22 protein-coding genes and 1 pseudogene are annotated in these 24,386 nt (G+C 65.2%); 15 read left to right on the top strand and 8 right to left on the bottom strand.

Annotated features, from left to right (window positions below; all coding sequences use genetic code 11):
* The first annotated feature begins 23 nt into the window (after positions 1–23).
* From U741_RS0102875 to U741_RS0102840, 8 genes and pseudogenes are all read left to right on the top strand, one after another.
* On the top strand, positions 24–1,607 hold the full coding sequence (locus U741_RS0102875) for a formate dehydrogenase beta subunit (protein WP_029888988.1): 1,584 nt from the start codon (positions 24–26) through the stop codon (positions 1,605–1,607).
* Positions 1,608–1,641: 34 nt separating this feature from the next.
* Positions 1,642–2,019, top strand: a complete 378-nt coding sequence (locus U741_RS0102870; protein ID WP_029888987.1) for a GxxExxY protein — start codon at positions 1,642–1,644, stop codon at positions 2,017–2,019.
* Positions 2,020–2,087: 68 nt separating this feature from the next.
* Positions 2,088–5,012: a formate dehydrogenase subunit alpha gene (gene fdhF, locus U741_RS0102865; protein WP_029888986.1), complete on the top strand. Its 2,925-nt coding sequence runs from the start codon at positions 2,088–2,090 to the stop codon at positions 5,010–5,012.
* A gap of 171 nt (positions 5,013–5,183) precedes the next feature.
* Positions 5,184–5,996, top strand: coding sequence for a formate dehydrogenase accessory sulfurtransferase FdhD (fdhD, locus tag U741_RS0102860; RefSeq protein WP_052378435.1), 813 nt, complete (start codon positions 5,184–5,186; stop codon positions 5,994–5,996).
* Positions 5,993–6,205, top strand: a complete 213-nt coding sequence (locus U741_RS0102855; RefSeq protein ID WP_029888984.1) for a formate dehydrogenase subunit delta — start codon at positions 5,993–5,995, stop codon at positions 6,203–6,205. The genes fdhD and U741_RS0102855 overlap by 4 nt, the downstream gene beginning before the upstream one ends.
* Before the next feature lie 123 nt (positions 6,206–6,328).
* Positions 6,329–6,913: a hypothetical protein gene (locus U741_RS0102850; RefSeq protein WP_029888983.1), complete on the top strand. Its 585-nt coding sequence runs from the start codon at positions 6,329–6,331 to the stop codon at positions 6,911–6,913.
* 109 nt (positions 6,914–7,022) lie between these two features.
* Positions 7,023–7,431 (top strand): annotated as a pseudogene (locus tag U741_RS17590) (ketosteroid isomerase-related protein).
* Positions 7,424–8,314 (top strand): pseudouridine synthase, encoded by an 891-nt coding sequence (locus tag U741_RS0102840; RefSeq protein WP_200872660.1) that lies wholly within the window; start codon positions 7,424–7,426, stop codon positions 8,312–8,314. Before U741_RS17590 ends, U741_RS0102840 begins: the two are co-directional and overlap by 8 nt.
* Here U741_RS0102840 and clsB read toward each other — a convergent pair.
* From clsB to U741_RS0102805, 7 genes are all read right to left on the bottom strand, one after another.
* Positions 8,296–9,591 carry a cardiolipin synthase ClsB gene (gene clsB / locus U741_RS0102835; protein WP_084154626.1) on the bottom strand — a complete coding sequence of 432 codons (1,296 nt, stop codon included), beginning with the start codon at positions 9,589–9,591 and terminating at the stop codon, positions 8,296–8,298. The two genes, U741_RS0102840 and clsB, sit on opposite strands and share 19 nt — an antisense overlap.
* Positions 9,588–10,310, bottom strand: a complete 723-nt coding sequence (locus U741_RS0102830; protein WP_084154625.1) for an endonuclease/exonuclease/phosphatase family protein — start codon at positions 10,308–10,310, stop codon at positions 9,588–9,590. Before U741_RS0102830 ends, clsB begins: the two co-directional genes overlap by 4 nt.
* A 65-nt stretch (positions 10,311–10,375) precedes the next feature.
* Entirely contained in the window at positions 10,376–11,059 is a 684-nt protein-coding gene (locus tag U741_RS0102825) for a TVP38/TMEM64 family protein (protein ID WP_084154624.1), read from the bottom strand.
* A 40-nt stretch (positions 11,060–11,099) separates the two neighbouring features.
* On the bottom strand, positions 11,100–12,269 hold the full coding sequence (locus U741_RS0102820; protein WP_084154623.1) for a DUF3047 domain-containing protein: 1,170 nt from the start codon (positions 12,267–12,269) through the stop codon (positions 11,100–11,102).
* A 15-nt stretch (positions 12,270–12,284) separates the two neighbouring features.
* Positions 12,285–13,415 (bottom strand): CE1 family esterase, encoded by a 1,131-nt coding sequence (locus U741_RS0102815; protein WP_029888977.1) that lies wholly within the window; start codon positions 13,413–13,415, stop codon positions 12,285–12,287.
* Between the two features lie 139 nt (positions 13,416–13,554).
* A complete protein-coding gene (locus tag U741_RS0102810) occupies positions 13,555–14,085 on the bottom strand; it encodes a hypothetical protein (protein ID WP_029888976.1) in 531 nt (176 codons plus the stop codon).
* 103 nt (positions 14,086–14,188) lie between these two features.
* Positions 14,189–14,749: a DUF3228 family protein gene (locus U741_RS0102805; RefSeq protein ID WP_029888975.1), complete on the bottom strand. Its 561-nt coding sequence runs from the start codon at positions 14,747–14,749 to the stop codon at positions 14,189–14,191.
* 66 nt (positions 14,750–14,815) lie between these two features.
* On the opposite strand from U741_RS0102805, the gene U741_RS0102800 reads away from it, so the two are divergent.
* Entirely contained in the window at positions 14,816–15,598 is a 783-nt protein-coding gene (locus U741_RS0102800; protein ID WP_029888974.1) for a dienelactone hydrolase family protein, read from the top strand.
* On the top strand, positions 15,595–16,176 hold the full coding sequence (locus tag U741_RS0102795) for a hypothetical protein (protein ID WP_029888973.1): 582 nt from the start codon (positions 15,595–15,597) through the stop codon (positions 16,174–16,176). Before U741_RS0102800 ends, U741_RS0102795 begins: the two co-directional genes overlap by 4 nt.
* 9 nt (positions 16,177–16,185) lie before the next feature.
* Here the strand turns inward: U741_RS0102795 and U741_RS0102790 are convergent, their stop codons facing one another.
* On the bottom strand, positions 16,186–17,091 hold the full coding sequence (locus U741_RS0102790; protein WP_029888972.1) for a LysR family transcriptional regulator: 906 nt from the start codon (positions 17,089–17,091) through the stop codon (positions 16,186–16,188).
* 126 nt (positions 17,092–17,217) lie between these two features.
* Here U741_RS0102790 and U741_RS0102785 point away from each other — a divergent pair, with 126 nt between their 5' ends.
* The 5 genes from U741_RS0102785 (at position 17,218) to U741_RS0102765 (ending at position 24,198) form a co-directional block, all read left to right on the top strand.
* Positions 17,218–18,093, top strand: coding sequence for a pirin family protein (locus U741_RS0102785; RefSeq protein ID WP_029888971.1), 876 nt, complete (start codon positions 17,218–17,220; stop codon positions 18,091–18,093).
* Between the two features lie 75 nt (positions 18,094–18,168).
* Complete coding sequence (locus U741_RS0102780; RefSeq protein ID WP_029888970.1) at positions 18,169–19,800, top strand: glutamate synthase-related protein; 1,632 nt, start codon at positions 18,169–18,171, stop codon at positions 19,798–19,800.
* Between the two features lie 29 nt (positions 19,801–19,829).
* On the top strand, positions 19,830–20,096 hold the full coding sequence (locus tag U741_RS0102775; protein ID WP_029888969.1) for a DksA/TraR family C4-type zinc finger protein: 267 nt from the start codon (positions 19,830–19,832) through the stop codon (positions 20,094–20,096).
* Between the two features lie 176 nt (positions 20,097–20,272).
* A complete protein-coding gene (locus U741_RS19150; RefSeq protein ID WP_029888968.1) occupies positions 20,273–22,972 on the top strand; it encodes a type I restriction-modification system subunit M in 2,700 nt (899 codons plus the stop codon).
* Positions 22,963–24,198: a restriction endonuclease subunit S gene (locus tag U741_RS0102765; RefSeq protein ID WP_084154622.1), complete on the top strand. Its 1,236-nt coding sequence runs from the start codon at positions 22,963–22,965 to the stop codon at positions 24,196–24,198. Before U741_RS19150 ends, U741_RS0102765 begins: the two co-directional genes overlap by 10 nt.
* The last annotated feature ends 188 nt before the right edge of the window (positions 24,199–24,386 follow it).

The following is a 24,386-nucleotide window of genomic DNA, read 5'->3' as shown; positions in this document are numbered from 1 at the left end:
TTCTGCTTTTGGGGTGCTTCACCATGACCGGCTCCCGCATCTACGTCCCCGGCGATGCCACCGCCTGCTCGGTGGGCGCTGACGCCGTCGCGGCAGCCATTAACGCGCATGCCGGCCAAGCGGGGCTGAGCGTTGAACTGATCCGCAACGGCTCGCGCGGCATGCACTGGCTGGAGCCGCTGGTGGAGGTCGACACCGACCAGGGCCGCCTGGCCTACGGCCCGGTCACGGCGGATGACGTGCCCGGCCTGTTCGCCGCCGGGTTCCATTACGGGGGCGCGCACGCCTTGCGGCTGGGGCCGACCGGGCAACTGCCGTGGATGCGGCAGCAGGAGCGACTCAGCTTTGCGCGCTGCGGGGTGGTCGATCCGCGCAGCCTCGCGGACTACCGTCGGCATGGGGGTTACGCCGGTCTGGAGAAAGCGTTGACGATGACCCCCGAGGCCATCGTCGAAGCCGTCACAGAATCTGGCCTGCGCGGGCGCGGCGGTGCGGCGTTTCCCACCGGCATCAAGTGGAAGACGGTGCTGGAGGCGCCGGTCGTCGTCGGCCCCGATCGCGACGACCCGCGCCAGCAGAAATACATCGTCTGCAATGCCGACGAGGGCGATTCCGGCACCTTCGCCGACCGCATGCTGATGGAGGGCGATCCCTTCAGCCTGATCGAAGGCATGACCCTCGCCGCCCTGGCCACCGGTGCCACACAGGGGTTTATCTACCTGCGCTCGGAATACCCGCACGCGCATCGCGCGCTGACCGTCGCCCTGTCGGCGGCCTATGAAGCGGGCTATCTCGGGGTCGATGTTTGCGGCAGCGGCAAACGGTTTGATCTGGAGGTGCGTCTCGGTGCGGGCGCCTATATCTGCGGCGAAGAAACCGCCCTGCTCGACTCGCTGGAAGGCCGTCGCGGGCAGGTGCGCGCCAAGCCGCCGCTGCCAGCCATCAACGGCCTGTTCGGCCAGCCGACGGCGGTCAACAACGTGCTCACCCTCGCCGCCGTGCCGGAGATTTTGGCGCGTGGCGCCGCCCATTACCGCGACTTTGGGCGAGGTCGCTCACGCGGCACCTTGGCGATACAACTGGCCGGCAACGTGAAACGCGGCGGCCTGATCGAAAAGGCCTTCGGCGTGACCGTGCGCGAAATCATTGAAGACTTTGGCGGTGGCACCCGCAGCGGTCGACCGGTGCGCGCGGTGCAGATCGGCGGCCCCCTGGGTGCGTATTGGCCGCCCGAAAAGTTCGACACGCCGCTGGACTACGAAGCTTTTATCGAAGCAGGCGGCATGGTCGGCCACGGCGGCATCGTGGTGTTCGACGACAGCGTGAACCTCGCCGAACAGGCGCGCTACGCGATGGAATTCTGTGCCATCGAATCCTGCGGCAAATGCACGCCCTGCCGCATCGGCTCGGTGCGCGGTGTGGAAGTGATCGACCGCCTCACCGCAGGCGATGCTACCCAGGAAACGCTGCTGCGCGATCTTTGCGACACCCTCACCCACGGCTCGCTATGCGCGATGGGCGGCATGACGCCAATCCCGGTGCTGTCGGCGCTGGATCACTTTGCTGGGGACTTCAGAAAAGCTTTCAACGCAAAGGCGCAAAGGTGAAAAGCAAGGACGCAAAGAAAAACGGAGGTGAAATTTGGAGCCCAATTCGTGTTCCAACATCATCGTCGGTGCCGCAATCGAGGTGCATCGTGAGCTGGGTGTCGGGTTGCTGGAGTCAGCTTATGAAGCTGCCCTGGCGATTGAACTCACGCAGCGCGGCCTCTGCTTCGAGCGGCAGGTACCACTACCCGCGCGCTACAAAGGCGTGCCGCTCGGCGACGCTTATCGGCTCGACGTGTTCGTCGAAGGCTGCGTCATTGTCGAGATCAAGGCCGTTGCTCAGCTTGCCCCGATACACGCGTCCCAGTTGCTCACCTATTTGCGCCTCTCGCAATGCAGGCTTGGTCTTTTGCTCAACTTTCACGAGCGCACTATGCGTGCAGGTATCCAACGCGTCGTCAACGATCTGTGAATCTTTGCGTCCTTTCTTTTCATCTTTGCGCCTTTGCGTTGAAAGCTTTTGCCGACAGGGAGTAACCCATGCGCTCCATCGCTGAACCCGACCTCGGCACCCCCGCGCCGCTGTATCGCAACGTCGGCCGCAAAACCGCTACGGCGGCACCTGAGGCCAAGCCGGTGTCGCTGACCCTCGACGGCCGCGTGATCACGGTGCCGGAGGGCACATCGGTGATGCGTGCCGCGGCCTTGTCGGGCATTGCCATTCCCAAGCTCTGCGCCACCGATCAGTTGGAGGCCTTCGGCTCCTGCCGCCTGTGTCTGGTGCAGATCGAGGGCCGCAAGGGCTATCCGGCGTCGTGCACCACGCCGGTGGCCGAGGGCATGGTGGTGACCACGCAGAACGCGGCCCTCGCCAAACTGCGGCGCGGGGTGATGGAGCTGTACATCTCCGACCATCCGCTGGACTGCCTGACCTGCCCCGCCAATGGCCATTGCGAGTTGCAGGACATGGCCGGGGCCGTGGGTCTGCGCGAGGTCCGTTACGGCTACGAGGGCGATAACCATGTCCACGCGGCGGTCAACGGCGAGGCCAATCCGCGCTTTGTCGAGACCGACAGCAGCAACCCGTACTTCAGCTTTGATCCCAGCAAGTGCATCGTCTGCTCGCGCTGCGTGCGGGCCTGCGACGAGCAGCAGGGCACGCTGGCGCTGAGCATCCAGGGGCGCGGTTTCGACTCGAAGGTGGCGGCGGGGCAGGACGAATTGTTCATGGACTCCGAATGCGTCTCTTGCGGCGCCTGTGTGCAGGCCTGCCCGACGGCGACGCTGAGCGAGAAGTCGCTGATCGAGGAGGGTCAGGCCAGCCACAGCGTGGTGACCACCTGCGCCTACTGCGGTGTCGGCTGCTCGTTCCGCGCCGAGATGCAGGGCGAAGACCTGGTACGCATGGTCCCCAACCAGGACGGCCACGCCAACCACGGCCATTCCTGCGTGAAAGGCCGCTTCGCGTTGGGCTATGCCACGCACAGCGACCGCATCACCACGCCGATGATTCGCGCGCGAATCAGCGACCCCTGGCAGGCGGTGAGCTGGGAAACCGCCATCGCCCACGCCGCCAGCGAGCTCAAGCGCATCCAGGGACAGTTCGGCCGCGACGCGGTGGGCGGCATCACCTCCAGCCGCTGCACCAACGAAGAAACCTATCTGGTGCAGAAGCTGGTGCGCGCCGGGTTTGGCAACAACAACGTCGACACCTGCGCGCGGGTCTGCCACTCGCCCACCGGCTACGGGCTGAAGCAAACCCTGGGCGAATCGGCCGGCACACAGAACTTTGATTCGGTGCGGGCCGCCGACGTGATCATGGTGATCGGCGCCAACCCCACCGACGGCCATCCGGTGTTCGCCAGCGCCATGAAGCGCCGCCTGCGGCAGGGGGCGAAGCTGATCGTCGCCGATCCGCGCGCCATTGATCTGGTGCGCATGCCGCACATTGCCGCCGCGCATCACCTGCAACTCAAGCCTGGCACCAACGTGGCGCTGATCAACGCGCTGGCGCATGTGATCGTGACCGAGGGCCTGGTGGACGAGGCCTTCGTGCAGGCGCGCTGTGAGCCCGAGTCCTTTGCTACGTGGCGGGCGTTCGTGGCCGAAGACCGCAACAGTCCGGAATCGATGGAAGCCGTCACCGGCGTGCCCGCCGTCGAAGTGCGTGCAGCAGCGCGGCTCTACGCCACCGGCGGCAACGCTGCCATCTACTACGGCCTCGGCGTGACCGAACACAGCCAGGGTTCGACCATGGTGATGGGCATTGCCAACCTCGCCATGGCCACCGGCAATCTGGGCCGCGAGGGCGTCGGCGTGAACCCGCTGCGCGGCCAGAACAATGTGCAGGGCGCCTGCGACATGGGCAGCTTTCCGCACGAGCTGCCGGGTTATCGGCACGTGAGCGACGCGAAAGTGCGCGCCAGCTTCGAAGACGCCTGGGGCGTGGCCCTGCAAGCCGAGCCGGGCTTGCGGATTCCCAACATGCTGGAGGCCGCGCTCGACGGCGAGTTCAAGGGCATCTACATCGAAGGCGAAGACATCGCCCAATCCGACCCCAACACCCAGCACGTCACCGCGGCGCTGGAAGCGATGGAATGCGTGGTGGTGCAGGACCTGTTCCTCAACGAAACCGCCAAGTTCGCGCACGTGTTCTTGCCCGGCAGTTCGTTCCTGGAAAAGGACGGCACCTTCACCAATGCCGAGCGGCGCATCTCACGCGTGCGCCGGGTGATGGCGCCCAAGGCCGGGTATGCCGACTGGGAGATCACCCAGCTGCTGGCCAACGCGCTGGGCTATCCCATGAACTACCGCCATCCGTCGGAGATCATGGACGAGATCGCGCGCCTGACACCCACGTTTACGGGTGTCAGCTTCGACGCCATCGACCGGCTTGGTAGCATCCAGTGGCCCTGCAATGCGGACGCGCCCGACGGGACGCCGACCATGCACGTCGACGCCTTCGTGCGCGGCAAGGGCCGTTTCATGCGCACCGAGTACGTGGCCACGCGCGAAAAGGTGAACGCCCGCTATCCGCTGATACTCACAACCGGCCGCATCCTCAGCCAGTACAACGTCGGCGCGCAGACACGGCGCACCGAGAATGTGGTTTGGCACGAGGAAGACCGGCTGGAAATCCACCCGGTCGATGCCGAAACCCGCGGCATTACCACCGGCGACTGGGTGGGAATCGCCAGCCGCGCCGGCAACACCGTGCTGCGCGCCCAGGTCACCCCGCGGGTGCAGCCGGGGGTGGTGTACACCACCTTCCACTTTCCGGAGTCCGGCGCCAACGTGATTACCACCGAAAACTCCGACTGGGCCACCAACTGCCCCGAGTACAAGGTCACCGCCGTCGAGGCCCTGCGCGTCAGCCAGCCCTCGGAATGGCAGCGGCGCTTCGCCGCCTTCACCGCCGAGCAGCGTGAACTGCTGGCGGCGGCGCGGGCGGGGGAACTGGCGTGACCGCGCACACACGAGAAGCGGTTCAACGCAAAGGCGCAAAGGTAAAAGACAAGGACGCAAAGACGACATGAAGACAAGGCCCAGCATTTCCGCGTTCCATGAGCTGCATTTCTTTGCGTCCTTGCTGTTCCCTCTTTGCGCCTTTGCGTTGAATGCTTTTGAAGTTTGCTTATGACCCCGCCGCCCACTCACCGCCAGATCCCCGTCCAGCGCGGCCCAGTTCGCGCCACGGATTGCGTGGCCGAGGAGGTGCCGGTGGCGCTGTTGTTCAACGACCAGCCGCACGCGGTGATGATGGCCACGCCTTCAGACTTGGAAGACTTCGCGCGCGGCTTTGCGCTCACCGAGGGCATCGTCGCAGCGGTTGACGAGATCGGCGCCATCGTTGTCGCGAAGGCACCGCCGCAGGGCGTGACGGTGACGGTGCGGATTCCCGCGCAGCGCGTCGAGGCCCTTGCCGAACGGAGTCGCAGCCTTACCGGACGTACCGGCTGCGGCCTTTGCGGCGCGCAAACCCTGGCAGAGGCCATCCGCCCAACGCCGCGCGTCCCGGCCGGGCGTAGCGTTCAGCGCAGTGCGGTGGTGCGGGTGCTGGCCGCACTGACCGATGCGCAACCTCTCAATGCCCGCACCGGCGCCACCCATGCGGCCGCGTTTGCCGACGCGCAGGGGCGCCTGCTGGCGGTGCGCGAAGACGTGGGCCGCCACAACGCGCTGGACAAACTCATCGGGCACCTCATTGCAACCGGGGTGGACACCGCACTTGGCTTTGCGGTCATCACCAGTCGCGCCAGTTACGAAATGGTGCAGAAGGCCGCGGTGGCCGGCATTCCCATGCTGGTGGCCATCAGCGCGCCGACGGCCTTCGCCGTACGGCTGGCCGACGAGGCGGGCATGACCTTGATCGGCTTCGCGCGCGGCGAGCGGCAAGTCGTCTACACCTGCCCGGCGCGCCTGCGGGATGACCATGAGGCAGCGGCATGAACGCCGAACGTTTGATCGAGATGGCCAACGACATCGCCCGCAACCTGGCCGACGAGCCCGATCCCGCAGCCCGTATCGCCGAACACCTACAGAAGTTCTGGGCGCCGCGCATGCGCAGCCAGTTGGCGGAAGCCATCGCGGTGAGCCCGGCAGCGGCGCTGCCGACGGTGATGGAAGCACTGCAGAAACGCGGCGACCGCGACGCCTAGGCGGCCAGTTTGGCCCACCGTGCAGTGGCTGGTGATGTGGTGAACATGGGTTCACAATCGGTTCACCGTGCACACCTACGCTGCGCGGGCGAACTATCTCGTACGTTTACAGGGGAACCTCACATGCAACATTTCAAACTGAGTCTGATTGCAGCTGCACTGCTGGTCGGTGGTATCGCCCATGCGCAGAGCGCGGGCGCCGATGCCAACGCATCGGTCAATGTCGGCGTCGATGGCAAGGTCGCCTCCGATACGGCCACGGGTGCCAAAGCCGGTGCGGCGGCCGGTGCTGAACGCGGCGAAGCCGTGGGCGGTGCGGTGGTCGATGGCACCAAGACGGTGGGCGGCAAGGTCGTCGACGGCACCAAGACGGTCGGTGGCAAAGTGGTTGATGGTGCCAAGGCGGGTGCCGATGCCACCGTTGAAGGCGGCAAGAAGGTCGGCGCGGGCGTCAAGGCCGGTGCCGCCAAAACTGGTGACATGGCGGAGACAGGCGTTCGCAAAGGCGCCGGTGCGGTCGGGGGTGTGGTCGGCGGCGTGGCCGGTGGCGTCAAGGGTGCCGTGGGCGGTACAGCCAACACCAACGTCAACGTTGACGCCGGTGCCAAGGTCAACAGCAATGCGGGCGCCAATGCAGAAGCCGAGGCCAAGGCCAACACTGAAGAAGGCGAAAAGAAGGGGTTCTTCGGTCGCCTGTTCGGCGGCTGATCGCGCACTAATCAGCGTTTGTGGCAGATCAAGCCCGGGTTTACCGCCCGGGCTTTTTGTTGTCTGCGGCAAAATGCGGCTCTCATCCAAACCGCCCTGGATTTTTCGCATGAGCGACCGCGCCGCATCCCTCCTCATTGATTACTACGCCGCCTTCAACCGCGCCGACTGGCCGGCGTTTCTGGCCTTGATGACCGACGATGTCATTCACGACATCAACCAAGGCGGTCGCGAGGTTGGCCGCGTGGCATTTGAAGCCTTCATGGCGCGAATGAATCGCTGCTACGCCGAGCAGATCGAAGACATCACGGTGATGGTCAACGCCAGCGGCACGCGGGCGGCCGTCGAGTTCACCGTGGTGGGCCAGTACCTCGCGACGGACGAAGGCTTGCCCGCGGCCACCGGCCAGCGCTACCGCCTGCCGGGGGGGTGCGTTCTTTGAGTTGCGCGACGGCAAGGTTGCGCGCGTTAGCAACTACTACAACCTGCAGGACTGGTTGCGACAGGTCGGTGCCTGAAGCCCGCCACGCGGTCGATGGCGTGCGGCCCAGCGCCATCACCGTGCCACGCGGCGATTGGCCGGATGCACTCAGCTTTCTCGTCGCGCACTTTCCCAACATCACGGCGCACACCTGGCGGCAGCGCTTTGCCCTGCATCGCGTACTGGATGACAACGGCCAGCCACTGGCGGCTGATGCGCCCTGCCGGGAAGGTTTGCGTCTGCATTACTTTCGCGAAGTGGCCGATGAGCCGCCCGCGTTGTCGGCGTGGCGCGTGGTGCACCGTGACGCGCACCTGCTGGTCATCGACAAGCCGCCCTTTGTGCCGGTGACGCCTGCGGGGCGCTTCGTGCAGCAGTCGCTGTTGGTGCAGTTGCAGCGCGAGGCCGACATCGTCGACGTCGCGCCTTTGCACCGCATCGACCGGCTGACCGCCGGGCTGGTGATGTTTTCGCTGCGCAGTGACAGTCGCGCGCACTACCAGCGTCTGTTCGCCAACCACGCCATCAACAAGGGTTACGACGCGCTCAGCGCAACCCGGGTAGGCGACGATTTCCCCCGGCGGCGGATGTCACGACTGGCGCGCGGTGAGCCCTTCTTTCGCAGGCAGGAGGTTAAGGGTCAGCCCAACAGCGAGACCGTCATCGAGGTGACGGAACGCGGCGCCCGGGGCACGCGGTTTCGCCTGATACCGGTCACCGGCCGCACCCACCAGCTGCGCGTGCACATGGCGGCACTGGGCGCGCCGCTGCTCAACGATCCGTGGTACCCGGACTTGCTGCCGCCACAAGACGACAACCCGGACCGGCCGCTGCAACTGGTGGCGCTGTCGCTGACTTTCACCGACCCGCTGACGGGCGCGACACGGTTTTTCGAGAGCGCTTACCGCTGCGTGTTCTGAGGGTCGGGTTCGGCCGGGCTTTCGGGTCTTGGCGAGTGCCCCAGCGTGCGCGGTCCCGGCCCGGTGCCGAGGTCGGTGTCCGGGTCTTCGATGGTTTTCAGCATGGTCGGCTTGACCGGAATCAGGCTCGCCAACTTGGGAAAGTGACGCAACAGGTGATAACCCACCCAGCGCCAGACGTGCCAGATGGGATGACGCCGCGCGACCGCGTCGCGGGTGATCTGCACGCAGCGCTCGGCCAGCAGGGCTTCCAGTTTTTCGCGCAGCTCGCCGGCAAACGACGTGTCGCGCACGAACAGGTTGGCTTCTAGGTTCAGCGACAGGCTGAACGGGTCGAGATTGCTGGAGCCCACCGTTGCCCAGGCGTCGTCCATGACGGCCACTTTGGCGTGCGACGGGCGTTCCATGAACTCCCAGATTTCGACGCCGATGTTGAGCAGGTGGTCGTACAGCGTCGATGCCGCGAACTTGACGTAGGCCTTGTCGGGCTCGCCCTGCAGCACGAGGCGCACACGCACGCCGCGCTCGACGGCCTGGCGCATCGCCCGCAGGAAACGGTAGCCCGGGAAGAAATAGGCGTTCAGCAAAACGATGTCACGCGACGCGCTTCGCAGGCCAAGGCGGTACATGGCCTCGATGGCGGTGCGGTGGTTGTGATTGTCACGCGTGACCAGCAGCACCTGGGCATCGCTTTCGGGGTGAGACCACTTGCTCGGCAGCCAGCGCAGCAGGCCACGCAGGTTGCGGCGGCCCTGCGGGGTTGGGTGGCCGATGGCCTCGCGGCAGAAGCGGTGAATGTCATCGACCGCCGGCCCGGTGACGCGGGTGGCGTAGTCCTGTTTCGATTTTTCACCGTAGTAGCGCATGTGCTCGTCGGAATAATTGATGCCGCCGACATAGGCGACGCGCTGATCGATCACCACCAGCTTGCGGTGCAGGCGCCGGAACAGGTTGGCCTGCACGCCGAGAATCGGTGGCAGGGGCGCGAAAACATGCAAGCGCACGCCGGCTTCGGTCAGGCTGGCGACGAACGCCTTGCCCAGCGGCGCCGAGCCGTAGCCATCGACGGTGACGTCGACCTGCACACCGCGTTCGGCGGCCGTGACCAGCGCGTCGCGCAGTTGCCGACCGATCTCGTCGTCGTACCAGATGAAGGTCTCGATGATGACTTCACGCTTGGCCTCGGCAATATCGTCGAACACGCGGGGAAAGAATTCCTCGCCGTTCTCCAGCAGCTCAAGCGCGTTTCCGCGCGTCCAGTCACGGTTTGAATTCATTGTGGTGAGACCTTTTGCAGCAGCAGCGGCGCGTGATCGGACAGGCGTCGCCAAGGTTTGCCGACCAGCCGTTTGGGCCCTTCGACGTGCAGGTTGCGGACGTACATGCGGTCCAGCCGCAGCATTGGAAGCCATACCGGAAAGGTGCGCGCGGCCTGGCCAAAAGCAGTGATGAACGCCTCGCCGAGTCCGGCACCGTCCGCCAGAATGTCGTGGGCTCGTTGCCGCCAGTCGTTGAAATCGCCCGCGACCAGCAGCGGTGCATCGGCGGGAATCTCGCGTTCAATCAGCTCGCAAAGCTTGGCCAGCTGCTTCTGCCGGCTGGCCTCAAACAGGTCGAGGTGGACGCAGATCACATGCAGCGGCGCTGCCCAGTCCGGCACCTTGAGCACGCAGTGCAGCAGCCCGCGCTTCTCGCGGTCGTGGATTGAAACATCGTGGTTCTGCTGGTGAACGATGGGAAACTTCGACAGCAACGCATTGCCGTGATGGCCGGCCGGGTAGGCGGCATTTTTGCCGTAGGCATAAGCCGACCAGAGCGTGTCGGCAAGAAATTCGTACTGGCTATGTTCGGGCCAGCGCTCCCAGCGGGTCGAATGTTCCTGATGCTCGCCGAGCACCTCTTGCAACAACACCACGTCGGCGTTGGCCTCGCGAATCGCCTCGCGCAGTTCGTGCAACACGAAGCGCCGGTTGCCGACCGAGAAACCCTTGTGCATGTTCAGCGTCAAAATCTTGATCGCTTGGTTACCCCGTGCAGTTTGGTGCGTGATTGAAGCAGACCTCAGGTGTCCTCAACCTGACTGCTCAGTTTTCGTTTGACCCACGCGCCCAGCGCGACGAGGGCCACCAGCAGCCCGACCAGAAAGCCGATGCTGCCGGGGCTGGGGTCGTCAATCACCTCGCGCAACTGAAAGCCGACGACACCCATGGCGATGAGGCTGGGCAGCACGCCGAGCAGCGTGCCGATGCTGAAGATCCCCACGCCAATGCCGCCCGCGCCAAGCGCCAGATTGATCACCGGGTAAGGCGCCACCGGCACCAGGCGCAGAAGAATCATGCCCGGCAGCCCACTGTTGCGGATCAGTGTCAGCGCTTTGTCGAGCCGTGCATTATCCAGCCCGCGCAGTGCCTTGCGGCCAAACCGGCCGCCAACCCAAAAGGCGACCAGACCGGCCAGCAGCGTGCCGTAGAGCGCGCCGGCCACACCCCAAAGGGGGCCCAAGGTGAGAATCAACGCAAGGTTGAGCGCGATGATCGGGAACAACACACCGGTCGCTGCCACATAGATCAACGCCAGACTCAGCGGTGCCCAGGGCGATTGGGCCAGTGACTCAATCTGCCCGGCAATCTTCTCCGGCTCGGTCCATTCACCGAGCGGTGTCAACCGCCACAGCGCCAAAAAGGCCAGCAGCACGATCGCCGCCAGCAGCCACCCCCACCATTTGCGACGTGGGAGAGCCGTCACGCTGCGGCGGTGTGGGGTGGCGGGGGCGGCGGCAGGTTTTTCAGGGTGGGGGCTCGGCTGGCGTGATGAGGATGGGCGTCACCTTATCGCCATCGACCAGTTGAATGTCGCGATATGCGCAGCGGCCCTGACGACGCTGGAACATCGAATTGGCGATCAGCCACACCGCAACCACCCGCTGCGGGTGCTGGCCGTCGATGGCCGTGGCGTAATTGGCGTGCAGCGGTTGCGACTCATCCAGCCATTCGCTCAGAGGATCGCCCGGAAGGGCGCGCACCACCCAGTGGGTTTCTCGTTCTTTCCACCACGGCAGCGGGCACTGGAAAACGGTGCCGGGTTTGAGTGCGGCGCTCCACATGTAGGTGAGGTCCAGCCCATTGTCGAACTCCACCGCAATCGACAGATAGTCGTGGGTGATATCGATGTGCTCGGCACGCTGCGACGGCAACTGCTCGGCACGCCAGCGCCACTGCAACTGCAGGCTTTCGGTGAGCGGTACGTCGACCGGGAACTGCAAAATGCCGACATCAGAATCGGTCTCGCACAGCAGCGTGTCGCGCTCGGCGCGGTATAACTCGCCCTGTCCGAGACGCCACAGATAGTGCCAATCGTTCGGCGGCTTCACTGGGTTCAGGTAACGGCGCAGTGCGGCCGCGAACAGGCCGGCGTCGCGCTCGGCGGCACTGCGCAAGCCTGCTTCGACGGCGGAGTCTGCCCAGCGAATCACCACCACGCTCAGACCGCCACTCATCAGCGCGTGCAGGGGTGAGCGCTCGATGCGGCCCTGACGGTCGGCGAACGAGCCCGGCGGCAGCGCCGCGAACTTGAGCGGGCCGGACGCTTGCGCCTGGAAGGTCCAGGTTTCACCCGGCGCCTTCTGAATGTCAGCATCGCCCACGCGACACCAGGTCACGGATTTTGGCAGCAGGCTGAGCTTCAGCACCTTGGCCAGATGCACGACGCCGGTGCTGATGACGGTAATCGATTCGCCCTCACGCAGTTGCAGGCCCGTGTCGAACCAGGACAGCGGCTTGGCGGTGACGGTAAAGCCGTGAACCTGAGCATCTGCCGGTAATTCGGCGCGAGCCCGTGCGATCAACGGGTCCAGGGACGTCGAATCAACCTCGACTGCGGGCACTTTTGACGAGAGGCGCTCGGCGACGCTTTCGATTCGAGCGCGTATTGACGAGGGGGCATTCCGCAAGGCCATGAAAGAGTCCCCGCGTTATCGACCTGCGGCGTAGCGCATCAGGTCGAACCCTTGAATGGTGGCATCGATGTCGTTTCGACCGGCGCCGAACAGGCCGACCGGGACGCCCATCTCCTGCAGTGCACCGGCATCATCGCCGGGCCAGTTGTGGCCGTTGCCCAACAAGCTTGCAAACACGACCTGGCGACCCTCGGCGCAGTTGGGCGCCCAGTCGAATTGCACATCGCCGCCGGCGCCATTGAACAACGCGGTTCGGTCTTCACCGCTGCACTGGTTGTGCATCTTGAAGTCGGCGTAGTTCTGCGGAATGGTGCGCAACAAACCGCCGATGCCGTCATACGGCACGATCGGGTCCAAGGTGCCGTGAATCAGCACCGCGCCGATGGGTCGATTGGGTTGGCATATCGCCGCACTCTCGTTGTTCTGGGTTCCGGCAACTGCCATGAAGGCATCGACTTGGTCGGCACGCCCACACGCATAGAAATAAACCATGGGCACGCCGTTCGACAGGCCGGCGACGTACAGCGGCGCACCGCGTGCCGAAAAGCGGTTGCGGCCGTCTTCGACGACGCCGTCCAGAAACTGCAGAAATTCCTCGACGGGCTGAGACTGTTGCGTCGGCCAACGCGACAGGCTGCTGCCGCCCACTGGTGGCAGGGTGTCGCCCGGCGGGTCGATCAGACCGACGCCGGCGGGCGCCTGGGGCAGTAACACGACCACGTTGCGCGCCTTGGCAAGCTCGGTCATGCGCGTCAGGTTGCCGTGGAACGCCACATTGCCACCGAGGTAGTGCAGGTTGAGATAGACCGCTGACGGGGCGCCCCCAGCAGTGGGTCGAATGGCGATGTAGTCACTTTCAAGCCCGCCACCGGCGGCCGGATGGGTGCTGATCTCGACCCCGTCGCAGGGAATGACTTCACTGCGGCTGCGGACGAAGTCGCTGCCTGGCACCAGCGGACAGAACAGGGTGCGGTTGAGGTTGGGGTCGCAGTTCTCGCCGGCCGCAACCCGCTCAGGCGTGAAGTCGTTTTGGCAGGCGGTACCGCCCGGCACCCCGCCGGCTGCCCCACCCAGCGGATCGCTGGACCCACAGGCTGCCAAGCCCAGCACCACGCTGGCCACGAAGGCCCTTTGAATTGCAGTCATCACAGCGTGTTCTCTTGAATGGGGTTGCCGCTGGGCGCAGAGCATCATGTCATCGGCCTGTTGAGGCCGGCAAACCGTGCGTTTGACCCCCCGTGCGTCGCCAAGTTTTGCCGTCGACGCTCTCCGGGGCGCCTAAAGCCTACTGAAACCGCACGCTGGTGCCCACCAAGCGGCAATCCTGTTCCAGTTGGTCGCAGGCCTGCAGTGCCAGCAGATAGTTGCCGGGCAGGCCCGATGCGCTGGCGAAGTAAGTCGACAGCTCTGTGGCCTGCGCCGCGTCGCCGCTGCCGCAGGTGAGGGTCACGTCCGTATCGAACGTGCACTGGATCGCGTTCGCCGTGGCGCCCGGACACAGCGCGCTCCCTTCTCCGCACGCCACTTCGAGAACCTCTGCATCGCCCTCGTCCAGCAGATTGTCGCGGGTGATGAACAGCCGGATCAGCGTCGTTGTCGTGACCGATTCGGCATTCCATGCGACCGAGAAAATACCGTCATCTTGGTTCATGTTGATCTGCGCCTGGGTGGTTTGCTGGCCCGGGCTGCTGACCACCCCGTCTGTGCCGGTCACCGAGTAAGACCGAATATTGGTCTGCGTGATCCCGGAGGGGTCGGTGTCGGTGCAGCCACTGATGAGGGCAACGAGACAGGCGAGGGTGGCGAAGTGGCGCATGGGACGTCCTGAAGAGCATAAGGGCTGAGGCAATCCAGGAGCATACCCACCCGAGCGCAAATTAATTGTCAGGTGCGTCTCATTGCCCGGGTGAGGCGGTGCCCTACCCCCCGCGCCAGTTGGCGTTATACGCCCAGAACGCGACGCTGCGCCGGTAAGCGTCGGCATCCAGCGCGACGCCTGAGCCGCCCTCTTCCACGCCCAGCGCGTTGCGCATCATGGTGATGGGCGCCATCGGAATCTCCTCGGGCGTGGCGGTGGCCAGACAGCCGACGATGCCCCAGTCGGCGTCGATGGCGTCCCCCTCCTTGAGTAGTTGATCGCGCGCGTAAACGATCACCAGCAGGTAGTCGGCGACCGGCGCGGTCACGCCCTCGAACCAGCGCACCAAGACCGGCAGCTCGCCGTCGGTGCGGGCCTCGTAGGCCGAGCGCAGCAGGTGCCGGTTGTCGTCGGTGACCGGCACGGTCAGGCAGCGGGTGGCGGTCCAGTTGCGGTGCACGTGCAACTTGCAGAACGGCGCGTAGCCGTCGAGCACCTTGAGCGGCGCCTCAGTGTTGAGGTGACGGACAAAGGCGTCGGGCGTGACGCCTCGCAGGCCGTTGGCCCGGCCGTCATCTGGGAACAGACGGGCGCGGGCAAACGCGGTGAGGGCAATCGACATGCGGAACAGTGGTGGCGGGTGAGCGGGCACGATATCGTCATTCCACTGACCTCTCTGGAGTGACCCATGCCGGTGCCCGGTTTTGAAACCACCGCCTTCGAACACGAGGGCGTGCGCCGCGACGTGTTTCGCGCCGGCAGTGGCCCCGCCGTCATCGTCATGACCGAAGTGCCCGGGATCACTCCGCAGGTGGCGCGGTTCGCGCAGTGGGTGGTCGATGCCCAGTTCACCGTGTTCATGCCGCAGCTCATCGGCACGCCGATGCGGCCGCTCACGCCGGGCGCGGTGCTGGGCAGCATGGCGCGCATCTGCATCAACCGCGAGTTCCGCGTGCTGGCGGCGCACCAGTCCAGCCCCATCGTCGACTGGCTGCGGGCGTTGGCACGCCATGCGCACCAAGCCTGCGGCGGGCCGGGCGTGGGCGCCATCGGCATGTGCCTGACCGGCAACTTCGCACTCGCCATGATGCTCGATGCCCCGGTGCTCGCACCGGTGTTGTGCCAGCCGTCGCTACCGCTGCGGATCACCCGCAACAAGGCCAGTGCAGTGCATGCCTCCCCGGCCGAGATCGCCGCCGCGCACGACAAGATCGACCACCAGGGTGCGCGCATTCTGGGGCTGCGCTTTCATCGCGACCCCTGGTGTCCGCCCGCCCGCTTTCAGCGGCTGCGCGATGAGTTTGGCGATGCCTTCGAAAGCATCGAGATCGACCCCAAGCACGCCAATCCCAACGAAATGAAGCCCGCCCACAGCGTGCTGACCACCCACCTGATTGATGCCGAGGGCCAGCCCACCCGGCAGGCGCTGGACCGGACGCTGCAATTCTTTGCCGAGCAACTCAAGCCATGAAGGCCGCGCTGCTGTTCCGACGGCTGGGCGTGGTGGGCGCTGTCCTGTTGGCGCTGGCGGCGGTGGGCTGTCAGCCGCCTGCCGATGAAGCGGTTCCGGCGGCGACCCCGCCGGCCGAGCCGGAATCGGCGACGGTGCTGGCGCTTGAGGGCGAAGGTTTGCGGGCCTTCATCAAGTCATCGGGCGCTGCCCGGCCGCTGCCCTTCGGCACCGAACGGGATGCGGCGCTGCGCAGGCTTGAAGCGGTGCGCGGTGCGCCGCCGGACGAGCAGGGCGAAAGCGCGGACTGCGGCGCCGAGTTCGCCACCTGGGCTGATGGCTTTCAGGTCTGGTTTGCGCGCGGCACGTTCGTCGGCTGGGCGGTGCGCGGCACCGACGCTGCGCTCTCCACCGTCGATGGGCTGAGGGTGGGCACAACCCGCGCCCAGCTTGAAGACGGCGGCACGGTGGTCGAGATTGCGCCGTCGTCGCTCGGCGTTGAATTCACCGCCGGCGGTGTGGCCGGCTTGCTGGCGTCCGACGCCAGCGACGCGCCGGTCACGCATTTGTGGGCCGGGGCGACCTGCATCGCGCGGTAGCGCGCGCGGTCAAGCGGTATCGAGTTCGCTGAAACGCAGCGCCAGATGGTCAATCAGCGCCCTGACTGCCGGCAACAGGCAGCGCTTTGACGGCAGCACCGCGTGCACCACCTCGGGCGGTGGTTGCCAATCGGCCAGCAGGCGCATCAGCGTGCCTTTTCGCAGGTCGTCTTCCACCATCATCAGCGGCAGATGCACCACGCCCACGCCTGCCCGCGCGGCAATCTGCAAGGCCACCATGTCGTCGGTGACCAGACGCGGCTGGTGACGAACGGTGGTGTTGACGCCGTGCGGGCCCAGCAGTTGCCAGGCGTGGTCGTAACGCGCCGGACCGCGATCCAGGCTGGGAAAGCCGGCCAGCGCCGACGGCGCACTCGGCCGACCCAGGCGCGCCACCAGCGCCGGGCTGGCGACCAGGCATTGCGCGCGATGCGACAAGACGCGAAGCACCAGGTCACTGTCCTGCAGCGGTGGGCGGCGCACGCGAATGGCCAGGTCCATGCCCTCGGCGATGGGGTCGACGGGCCGATTCAAGGCCTCAAGCTGCACGCTCACTGCCGGGCAGTCCGCCATGAACTCGGCGACCATCGCGGCCACGGTGGTCTGCAGCAACCCCACCGGACAACTCACGCGCACCACGCCGCGCGGCTCGGCGCGGGACAGGTCAATGACCTCCTGCGCAGCCTCGGCTTCGGTGAGCATGGCCTTGCAATGGGCGTGATACGTCTGGCCAATGTCGGTCACCGAGAATCGCCGGGTCGAGCGTTGAATCAGGCGCGCACCGAGCCGGGCCTCCAGCGCGGCGACCCGGCGGCTGAGCTTGGATTTGGGCACGCCCAGCGCCCGGCCCGCCGGGGCAAAGCCGCCGTGGTCGACCACCTCGGCAAAATAGTAAAGATCGTTGAGGTCTTGCATGGCCACACCATTGTTCCACCGACAGAACAGTGAGTATGAATTGCGGCCACTACCGCCGCCAGCGTTGCGTCACTATGGTGTCCAGCATGTTCACAGGTCCTATCCGACCTGTTCAGGAGAAAGCACATGAAAAAGGTTCTTCGCATTGACAGCCAGCCCGGCCGGCACTGGGTGGGCGACGGCTTTCCGGTCCGCACGCTGTTCTCGTACAACAACGGCGGGGCCGCTTTGAGCCCGTTCCTCATGCTCGACTACGCCGCACCGATGGCCTTTGACCCGACCACCGGCCGGCGCGGCGTCGGCGAGCACCCGCATCGCGGCTTTGAGACGGTGACCATCGTTTACCAGGGCGAACTGGAACACCGCGACTCCACCGGCAGCGGTGGTCTCATCGGCCCCGGCGATGTGCAGTGGATGACCGCAGGCGGCGGGATTTTGCATGAAGAGTTCCACTCCGAAGCGTTCTCCAAGCAGGGCGGCAACATGGAAATGGTGCAGCTCTGGGTCAACCTGCCGGCCAAGGACAAGATGGCGGCGCCGGGCTACCAGACCCTGCTCAAGCGCGACATTCCGGTGATCGACCTGCCGGACGACGGCGGCAGTCTGCGGGTGATTGCAGGCGCCTTCGGCGAGTCGGCCGGGCCTGCGCGCACCTTCAGCCCGATCAACGTCTGGGACATCGGCCTCAAGCCCAACAAGCCCGTCACCCTCGAAGTGCCGGACGGTCACACCACCGGCTTGGTGGTGCTGCGCGGCACGGTGCGCATCAACGGCGACCAGGCCGCCCGCGAAGCGCAGTGGATCAGCTTCGACCGCAAGGGAACCGAGGTTCGCCTTGAGGTCGAGGGCGATGCCAAGGTGCTGCTGCTCAGCGGCGCGCCGCTGGACGAACCCATCGCCGGGTATGGGCCGTTCGTGATGAACACGCAGTTGGAAATCTCCGAGGCCATCGACGATTTCAACAGCGGCCGTTTCGGGCGGATGGTGCCCCAGGTCGCTTAACGCTTGGGCCGCTTTCGGGCGGCCTTTTTGACGCGCGATAGACTCGATTCACCATCACCATCGGAGCCCATACCAATGACCCGAACCCAGGTGGCCCTGTGGCCGCAACTCAAGCCCGGCACGCCGGCTCACGCGGTCGTCGCCAATGTCGATCTGGTGGTGCTGCGCTGGCCGGACGAGGACCAGGTGTCGGTGCTCTACGGCCGCTGCCGTCATCGCGGCGCGCTGATGGCCGATGGGGGTGTCAGCGGTGAGCGACTCAGTTGCCACCTGCACGGTTCCACCTACCGCTGGGCGACCGGCAAGAACATTCACTATCCCGGCGCCGACCTGAAGCGCTTCAACGCCTGGATCGAAGACGGCGCGGTGTGGGTGGACGCCGACGAAATCGCCGAGTGGGAGCGCGCCAACCCGCAGAAGTACGAGCGCGACACCTACCTGGGCGCCTACGCCGACCTGAAGGGCAGCGACGACGAGCCCCACGTGAAGGGCATTCAGGCGCTGGCCCGTGACGGGCTGGACAAGGTGGGGCATCACGGCGCCATGGCCGCCATGGGCGTGCCGGGCCACACATTGCCGCGCTGGGACGACCTGCAGATTCTCACCGCCCAATTGCACCGCCCGCCGCTGCTCGACGATGCGGCGGTGGGGACCGACGTGGTGATCGGGCCGAACGCCGCCCGGCCGCTGCGGCTGGAGATTCCCCTGCTGGTGTCGGACATGAGCTTTGGCGCGCTTTCGGAGGAAGCCAAACGCGCGCTGGCCATGGGCGCCGAGCAGGCCGGCACCGGCATTTGCTCGGGTGAAGGCGGCATGCTCGATGAGGAGCAGCAGGCCAACAGCCGCTATTTTTACGAGCTGGCCTCGGCGCGCTTCGGCTATTCCATGGACAAGGTGGCGCGCTGCCAGGCCTTTCACTTCAAGGGCGGGCAAGCGGCCAAGACCGGCACCGGCGGGCACCTGCCGGGCCACAAGGTCACCGAACGCATCGCCGACGTGCGGGGCCTGAAGGCGGGTGAATCGGCTGTGTCACCGGCGCGCTTCCCGGACTGGACCACCGTCGCCGACTACCGCGCGTTTGCGGGCGAGGTACGGGCGGCCACCGGCGGCATTCCCATCGGCTTCAAGCTGTCGGCGCAACACATCGAGAAGGACATCGACGCGGCCTTGGAGGCCACGGCCGACTACGTCATCCTCGACGGTCGCGGCGGCGGCACCGGCGCCGCGCCTCTGCTGTTTCGCGACAACATTTCGGTGCCCACCATTCCGGCGCTGGCGCGCGCCCGGGCCCATCTGGACCGCTGCGAGCGGCGCGACGTGACCCTGATCATCACCGGCGGCCTGCGCACCCCGGCCGACTTCATCAAGGCCTTGGCGCTGGGTGCCGACGCCATTGCGGTGTCCAACGTTGCGCTGCAGGCGATCGGCTGCCTGGGCATGCGCGCCTGCCACACCAACCACTGCCCGGTGGGCATTGCCACGCAGCAGGAACATCTGCGCGCGCGATTGCAGGTGCAAGCCTCGGCCGAGCGGCTGGCCCGCTATCTGAGTGCGGCCACCGACCTGATCAAGGTGATGGCGCGCGCCTGTGGACACTCGCACGTCAATCAGTTCAATCGTGATGACCTGACCACCTGGCATCGCGACATGGCCGCGCTGAGCGGCGTTGCGTTCGGCGGCGTTGGCACCCCCGACGGGGCCCGCTAAGCTCCGTTCAAATTGAGCCGGAACCCTCCATGGCAACAGGCTGGGCCCCAGATGGCGCGGTACAGGATCAGATCGACGCGACCGTCGCCGACGCGGTGGCGCGTGCGCGCGCCCGGCAGGGACAACAGGCCAGCCGCGAACGTTGCGCCGAATGCGACGCCGCCATCCCTGAACGACGCCGCATCGCCATCCCCGGCGTGCAGCTGTGCGTGAGCTGCCAGGAGGTCGCAGACCGCCGCAACCCCCCGGGCGGCGGCCATAACCGGCGCGGCAGCAAGGACAGCCAGTTGCGTTGATTTGGGGCCACCAGGCCACCGCCTAAATGTCGTGGCGATGGGGCTGGGCCAGCATCGCCATGGGGTGGGCGTCGGTTGGGCAGAAATCTCGACCACCGTAAGATCGGCCTCCGGTAGACACCGCTGGCCGAGTGACGCTGTGCACTTGGCCATCATTCCAAAATCAAAGAAACCTGATGGCCCTGAAAAAATCCGAGCTGTACGCCTCCCTCTGGGCAAGCTGTGACGAGCTGCGCGGCGGCATGGACGCCAGCCGCTACAAGGACTACGTGCTGGTGTTGCTGTTCATCAAGTACGTCAGCGACAAGTACGCCGGCAAGCCCTTCGCCGCCATCACCGTGCCCGAAGGCGCCAGCTTCAAGGACATGGTCGCCCTCAAGGGCAAGCCCGACATTGGCGACCAGATCAACAAGAAAATCATCGCCCCGCTGGCCGGCGCCAACCGGCTGTCCGACCTGCCGGACTTCAACGACGCCAACATGCTCGGCAGCGGCAAGGAGATGGTGGAACGGCTCACCAACCTCATCGCCATTTTCGAGAACAAGGCGCTGGACTTCTCCAGCAACCGCGCCGACGGCGACGACATTCTGGGCGACGCCTACGAATACCTGATGCGCCAGTTCGCCACCGAAAGTGGCAAGAGCAAGGGCCAGTTCTACACCCCGGCCGAGGTCAGCCGGGTAATGGCGCAGATCATCGGCATTGGCAGCACCCCCACCGCCAGCACCACCACCGTGTATGACCCAACCTGCGGGTCGGGCTCGCTGTTGCTCAAGGTGGCCGACGCCGCCAACGGGCAGGTCACGCTCTACGGGCAAGAGAAAGACGCCACCACCGCCGGGCTGGCGCGCATGAACATGATCCTGCACAGCTATCCCACCGCGCTGGTGATGCAGGGCAACACCCTCACCGACCCCAAGTACATGGACGGCCCGGGCGGCAACGCAACGCTCAAGACCTTCGACTACGTGGTGGCCAACCCGCCGTTCAGCGACAAACGCTGGGGCAATGGCCTGGGCGACCCACTGGACGACCCTTACGAACGCTTCAAGCCCTTTGGCGTGCCGCCCGCCAAACAGGGGGACTACGCCTACCTGCTGCACATCGTCCGCTCGCTCAAAAGCACCGGCAGCGGCGCGTGCATCCTGCCGCACGGCGTGCTGTTTCGCGGCAACGCCGAGGCGCAGATTCGCCGCGCCCTGGTCCGCAAGGGTTATCTCAAGGCCATCATCGGCCTGCCCGCCAACCTGTTCTACGGCACCGGCATTCCCGCCTGCATCGTGCTCATCGACAAGCGCGACGCGGTGGGCCGCAAAGGCGTGTTCATGATCGACGCCAGCAAGGGCTTCGCCAAGGATGGCCCCAAGAACCGCCTTCGCGAGCAAGACATTCACCGCATCGTCGACGCCTTCCGCAAACAGACCGACGTGCCGCGCTACGCCCGCATGGTGTCGTTTGAAGAAATTGCCGATGCCAAGAACGACTACAACCTCAACCTGCCGCGCTACATCGACAGCAGCGACCCCGAAGACCTGCACGACCTCACCGCCCACCTGCGCGGCGGCATCCCGGAACGTGATGTCGATGCCCTGGTCGACTACTGGCAGGTCATGCCCCAACTGCGCAGCGTCCTGTTCGCAGCCGACCCCGCCTCCGTAGGTCGGACTTCAGTCCGACAACCCAACCTCGCTGTCGGCATGAATGCCGACCTACAGACACCCCCCGATCCCGTAGGTCGGGCTTCAGCCCGACAAGCCAACCTCAACGTCGGCATGAATGCCGACCTACAGACACCCCCCGATCTCGTAGGTCGGGCTTCAGCCCGACAGGCCAACCTCGATGTCGGCATCAATGCCGACCCACAGGCCCTTCAGGTCGCCGAAGCCAGCGCGGGTTACAGCCCCACAGGCCCAGCGCTGGGCGAGCGGGCCGGCTACGTCTACCTGCAACCCCCCATGGCGGACGTCCGCACCACCATCCTCAACCACCCCGAGTTCGCCGCCTTCACCGAAAGCGTCACCCGTATCTTCAAAGACTGGCGCCAACAGGCCACGCAGCAGCTCGCGGCCTTTGATGCAGCCAGCCCGCCCAAGGCGCTGATCGAGACCATCTCCGAAAGCCTGCTGGCCGCCTTCAAGGCCGCGCCCCTGCTCAACCCCTACGACGTCTACCAGCACCTGATGGACTACTGGGCCGACACCATGCAGGACGACGCCTACCTCATCGCCGCCGACGGCTGGGTGGCCACGCCCACCCGCATCATCGAAACCAACAAGAAAGGCCAGACCAAAGACAAGGGCTGGGTCTGCGAACTCATCCCCAAGCCGCTCATCGTCGCCCGCTATTTTGCAGACCAGCAAAGCGCCATCGACACCCTGCAAACTGAGCTGGAAGCGGCCAGCGCCAGCCTCACCGAGCTGGAAGAAGAGCACAGCGGCGACGACGCCGTGTTCACCGGCTTCGACACCATCAATGCCGCCAGCGTGAAAGACCGCGTTCGCGAAATCGGGCAAGACGCCGACGCCGCCGACGAACGCACCGTGCTCAAGCAATGGCTGAAGCTCAGCGAACAGATCAGCGCCGACAAGAAGCGCCTCAAAGCCGCTGAGGCCGAGCTGGACGCGCTGGCCTACGCTAAGTACCCAGACCTCAGCGAGGCGGAGATCAAAGCCCTGGTCATTGACGACAAATGGATGGCGACCATTGCCGCCGACGTGCAGGGCGAACTCGCCCGCGTCTCGCAAACCCTCACTGGCCGTATTCGTGAGCTCGCGGAGCGATATGACACGCCGCTGCCCCAGCTCACCGATGAGGTGGCTGTGCTGTCGGCGCGGGTGGAGCAGCACCTAGTGAGGATGGGGGTTTCATGGGCGTGAGGCCGGGATATAAGCAGACTGAGGCAGGAGTGATTCCCGATAATTGGAGCCGAAAGGAGGTTCGTGAACTCGGAGCAGTTGTTACCGGCGGGACACCGAGCACTCGCAGAGCTGAATATTGGAATGGCGCCTATCCTTGGATCACTCCAACGGATATCGCGAGTCGACGCGATCTTTACGAATCTGAGCGGATGATCTCTGACGCCGGGCTGCGAGCGGTCCGAGCGCTGCCTCCAAACACAGTTTTAGTTACTTGCATTGCGAGCATTGGTAAGAATGCAATTTTACGTACTCTCGGCGCCTCTAATCAGCAGATCAATGCTGTCATCCCGGACGAGTCAAATGACGTTGACTTTCTTTTTTACATGTTCGAGGCCGCGAAAAACTACCTCGTCGCAAGCGCGGGAACAACAGCAACAAGTATGGTTTCAAAGGCAGCATTTCAGAAGCTCAAGTTCGGAATCCCTCCGCTCCAGGAACAACGCGCCATCGCAGAAGCTCTGAGTGATGTGGATGCCCTGCTGAGCGGGCTGGACCGACTCGTTGCCAAAAAGCGCGACCTCAAACAGGCCACCATGCAGCAACTCCTCACCGGCCAAACCCGCCTGCCTGGCTTCCACGGGGAGTGGGAAAAGACGCGACTCAAGCAGGTTGCCGAAATCAGCGCGGGCATTAACAAGCCCCTCGGAGAGATGGGCAGCGGAACTCTGTATGTCACGGTCCAAGATCTTTACGACGGAACATCTATTCGGACAGAAAGATTAAGTCGTATCAGGGTCTCGCCGAGCGAGATGGAAGGAAGAAGCCTCTCTGTTGGGGACATTGTCTTCGGGAAATCCTCTGTAAAAAGGGAAGGCATTGGCTACCCAAGCCGATTCGTTGGCGCCATTGAGCCTGTAGTCTTTTCCGGCTTTACGTATCGTGCTCGAGCTCGAACACGAGTCGCTGACGCTTTATTCCTGTTCTACGGACTTCGAGCCGAGAAATCGCGTCGATGGGTTATTGACAACGCACAGGCATCAGCCCTAACCAACATCAATCAGGCCATTGCAGATGCGATTCCGGTGATGCTTCCTCCCTCTGTTGATGAACAAGCCGCCATCGCCCAAGTCCTCAGCGACATGGACGCCGAACTCGCCGCACTCGAAGCCCGCCGCGAGAAAACCCGTCAGCTCAAGCAGGGGATGATGCAGGAGCTGCTCACCGGCCGGACGCGTTTGGTATGAATCTGCGCACGTCACCACGCGCGCAGAGAGCGTCGCCCAAAAAATGGGGCCGGCCCCCGCTACGCAGTGACCCGCCCACGGCTTGCAGAGTGGCGATGTTGGGTGCCGGTGGCAAGTGCTTGCCGACACTCACCGCCAGCGTCGCCGCCAGACATGCATGGCCACGGGGGGCGCCGTGAAACAACACC

Source organism: Polycyclovorans algicola TG408 (assembly GCF_000711245.1).
In the GTDB taxonomy this organism is placed as follows: domain Bacteria; phylum Pseudomonadota; class Gammaproteobacteria; order Nevskiales; family Nevskiaceae; genus Polycyclovorans; species Polycyclovorans algicola.
This window is presented reverse-complemented; position numbering and strand designations above follow the sequence as displayed.

Excerpts from the sequence above, each read along its gene's own strand:
- U741_RS0102875 (WP_029888988.1), top strand. The coding sequence starts at position 24 with ATGACCGGCTCCCGCATCTACGTCCCCGGCGATGCCACCGCCTGCTCG.
- fdhF (WP_029888986.1), top strand. The coding sequence starts at position 2,088 with ATGCGCTCCATCGCTGAACCCGACCTCGGCACCCCCGCGCCGCTGTAT.
- fdhD (WP_052378435.1), top strand. The coding sequence starts at position 5,184 with ATGACCCCGCCGCCCACTCACCGCCAGATCCCCGTCCAGCGCGGCCCA.
- U741_RS0102855 (WP_029888984.1), top strand. The coding sequence starts at position 5,993 with ATGAACGCCGAACGTTTGATCGAGATGGCCAACGACATCGCCCGCAAC.
- U741_RS0102850 (WP_029888983.1), top strand. The coding sequence starts at position 6,329 with ATGCAACATTTCAAACTGAGTCTGATTGCAGCTGCACTGCTGGTCGGT.
- clsB (WP_084154626.1), bottom strand. The coding sequence starts at position 9,591 with ATGAATTCAAACCGTGACTGGACGCGCGGAAACGCGCTTGAGCTGCTG.
- U741_RS0102830 (WP_084154625.1), bottom strand. The coding sequence starts at position 10,310 with ATGCACAAGGGTTTCTCGGTCGGCAACCGGCGCTTCGTGTTGCACGAA.
- U741_RS0102820 (WP_084154623.1), bottom strand. The coding sequence starts at position 12,269 with ATGGCCTTGCGGAATGCCCCCTCGTCAATACGCGCTCGAATCGAAAGC.
- U741_RS0102815 (WP_029888977.1), bottom strand. The coding sequence starts at position 13,415 with ATGACTGCAATTCAAAGGGCCTTCGTGGCCAGCGTGGTGCTGGGCTTG.
- U741_RS0102810 (WP_029888976.1), bottom strand. The coding sequence starts at position 14,085 with ATGCGCCACTTCGCCACCCTCGCCTGTCTCGTTGCCCTCATCAGTGGC.
- U741_RS0102805 (WP_029888975.1), bottom strand. The coding sequence starts at position 14,749 with ATGTCGATTGCCCTCACCGCGTTTGCCCGCGCCCGTCTGTTCCCAGAT.
- U741_RS0102800 (WP_029888974.1), top strand. The coding sequence starts at position 14,816 with ATGCCGGTGCCCGGTTTTGAAACCACCGCCTTCGAACACGAGGGCGTG.
- U741_RS0102795 (WP_029888973.1), top strand. The coding sequence starts at position 15,595 with ATGAAGGCCGCGCTGCTGTTCCGACGGCTGGGCGTGGTGGGCGCTGTC.
- U741_RS0102790 (WP_029888972.1), bottom strand. The coding sequence starts at position 17,091 with ATGCAAGACCTCAACGATCTTTACTATTTTGCCGAGGTGGTCGACCAC.
- U741_RS0102785 (WP_029888971.1), top strand. The coding sequence starts at position 17,218 with ATGAAAAAGGTTCTTCGCATTGACAGCCAGCCCGGCCGGCACTGGGTG.
- U741_RS0102780 (WP_029888970.1), top strand. The coding sequence starts at position 18,169 with ATGACCCGAACCCAGGTGGCCCTGTGGCCGCAACTCAAGCCCGGCACG.
- U741_RS0102775 (WP_029888969.1), top strand. The coding sequence starts at position 19,830 with ATGGCAACAGGCTGGGCCCCAGATGGCGCGGTACAGGATCAGATCGAC.
- U741_RS19150 (WP_029888968.1), top strand. The coding sequence starts at position 20,273 with ATGGCCCTGAAAAAATCCGAGCTGTACGCCTCCCTCTGGGCAAGCTGT.
- U741_RS0102765 (WP_084154622.1), top strand. The coding sequence starts at position 22,963 with ATGGGCGTGAGGCCGGGATATAAGCAGACTGAGGCAGGAGTGATTCCC.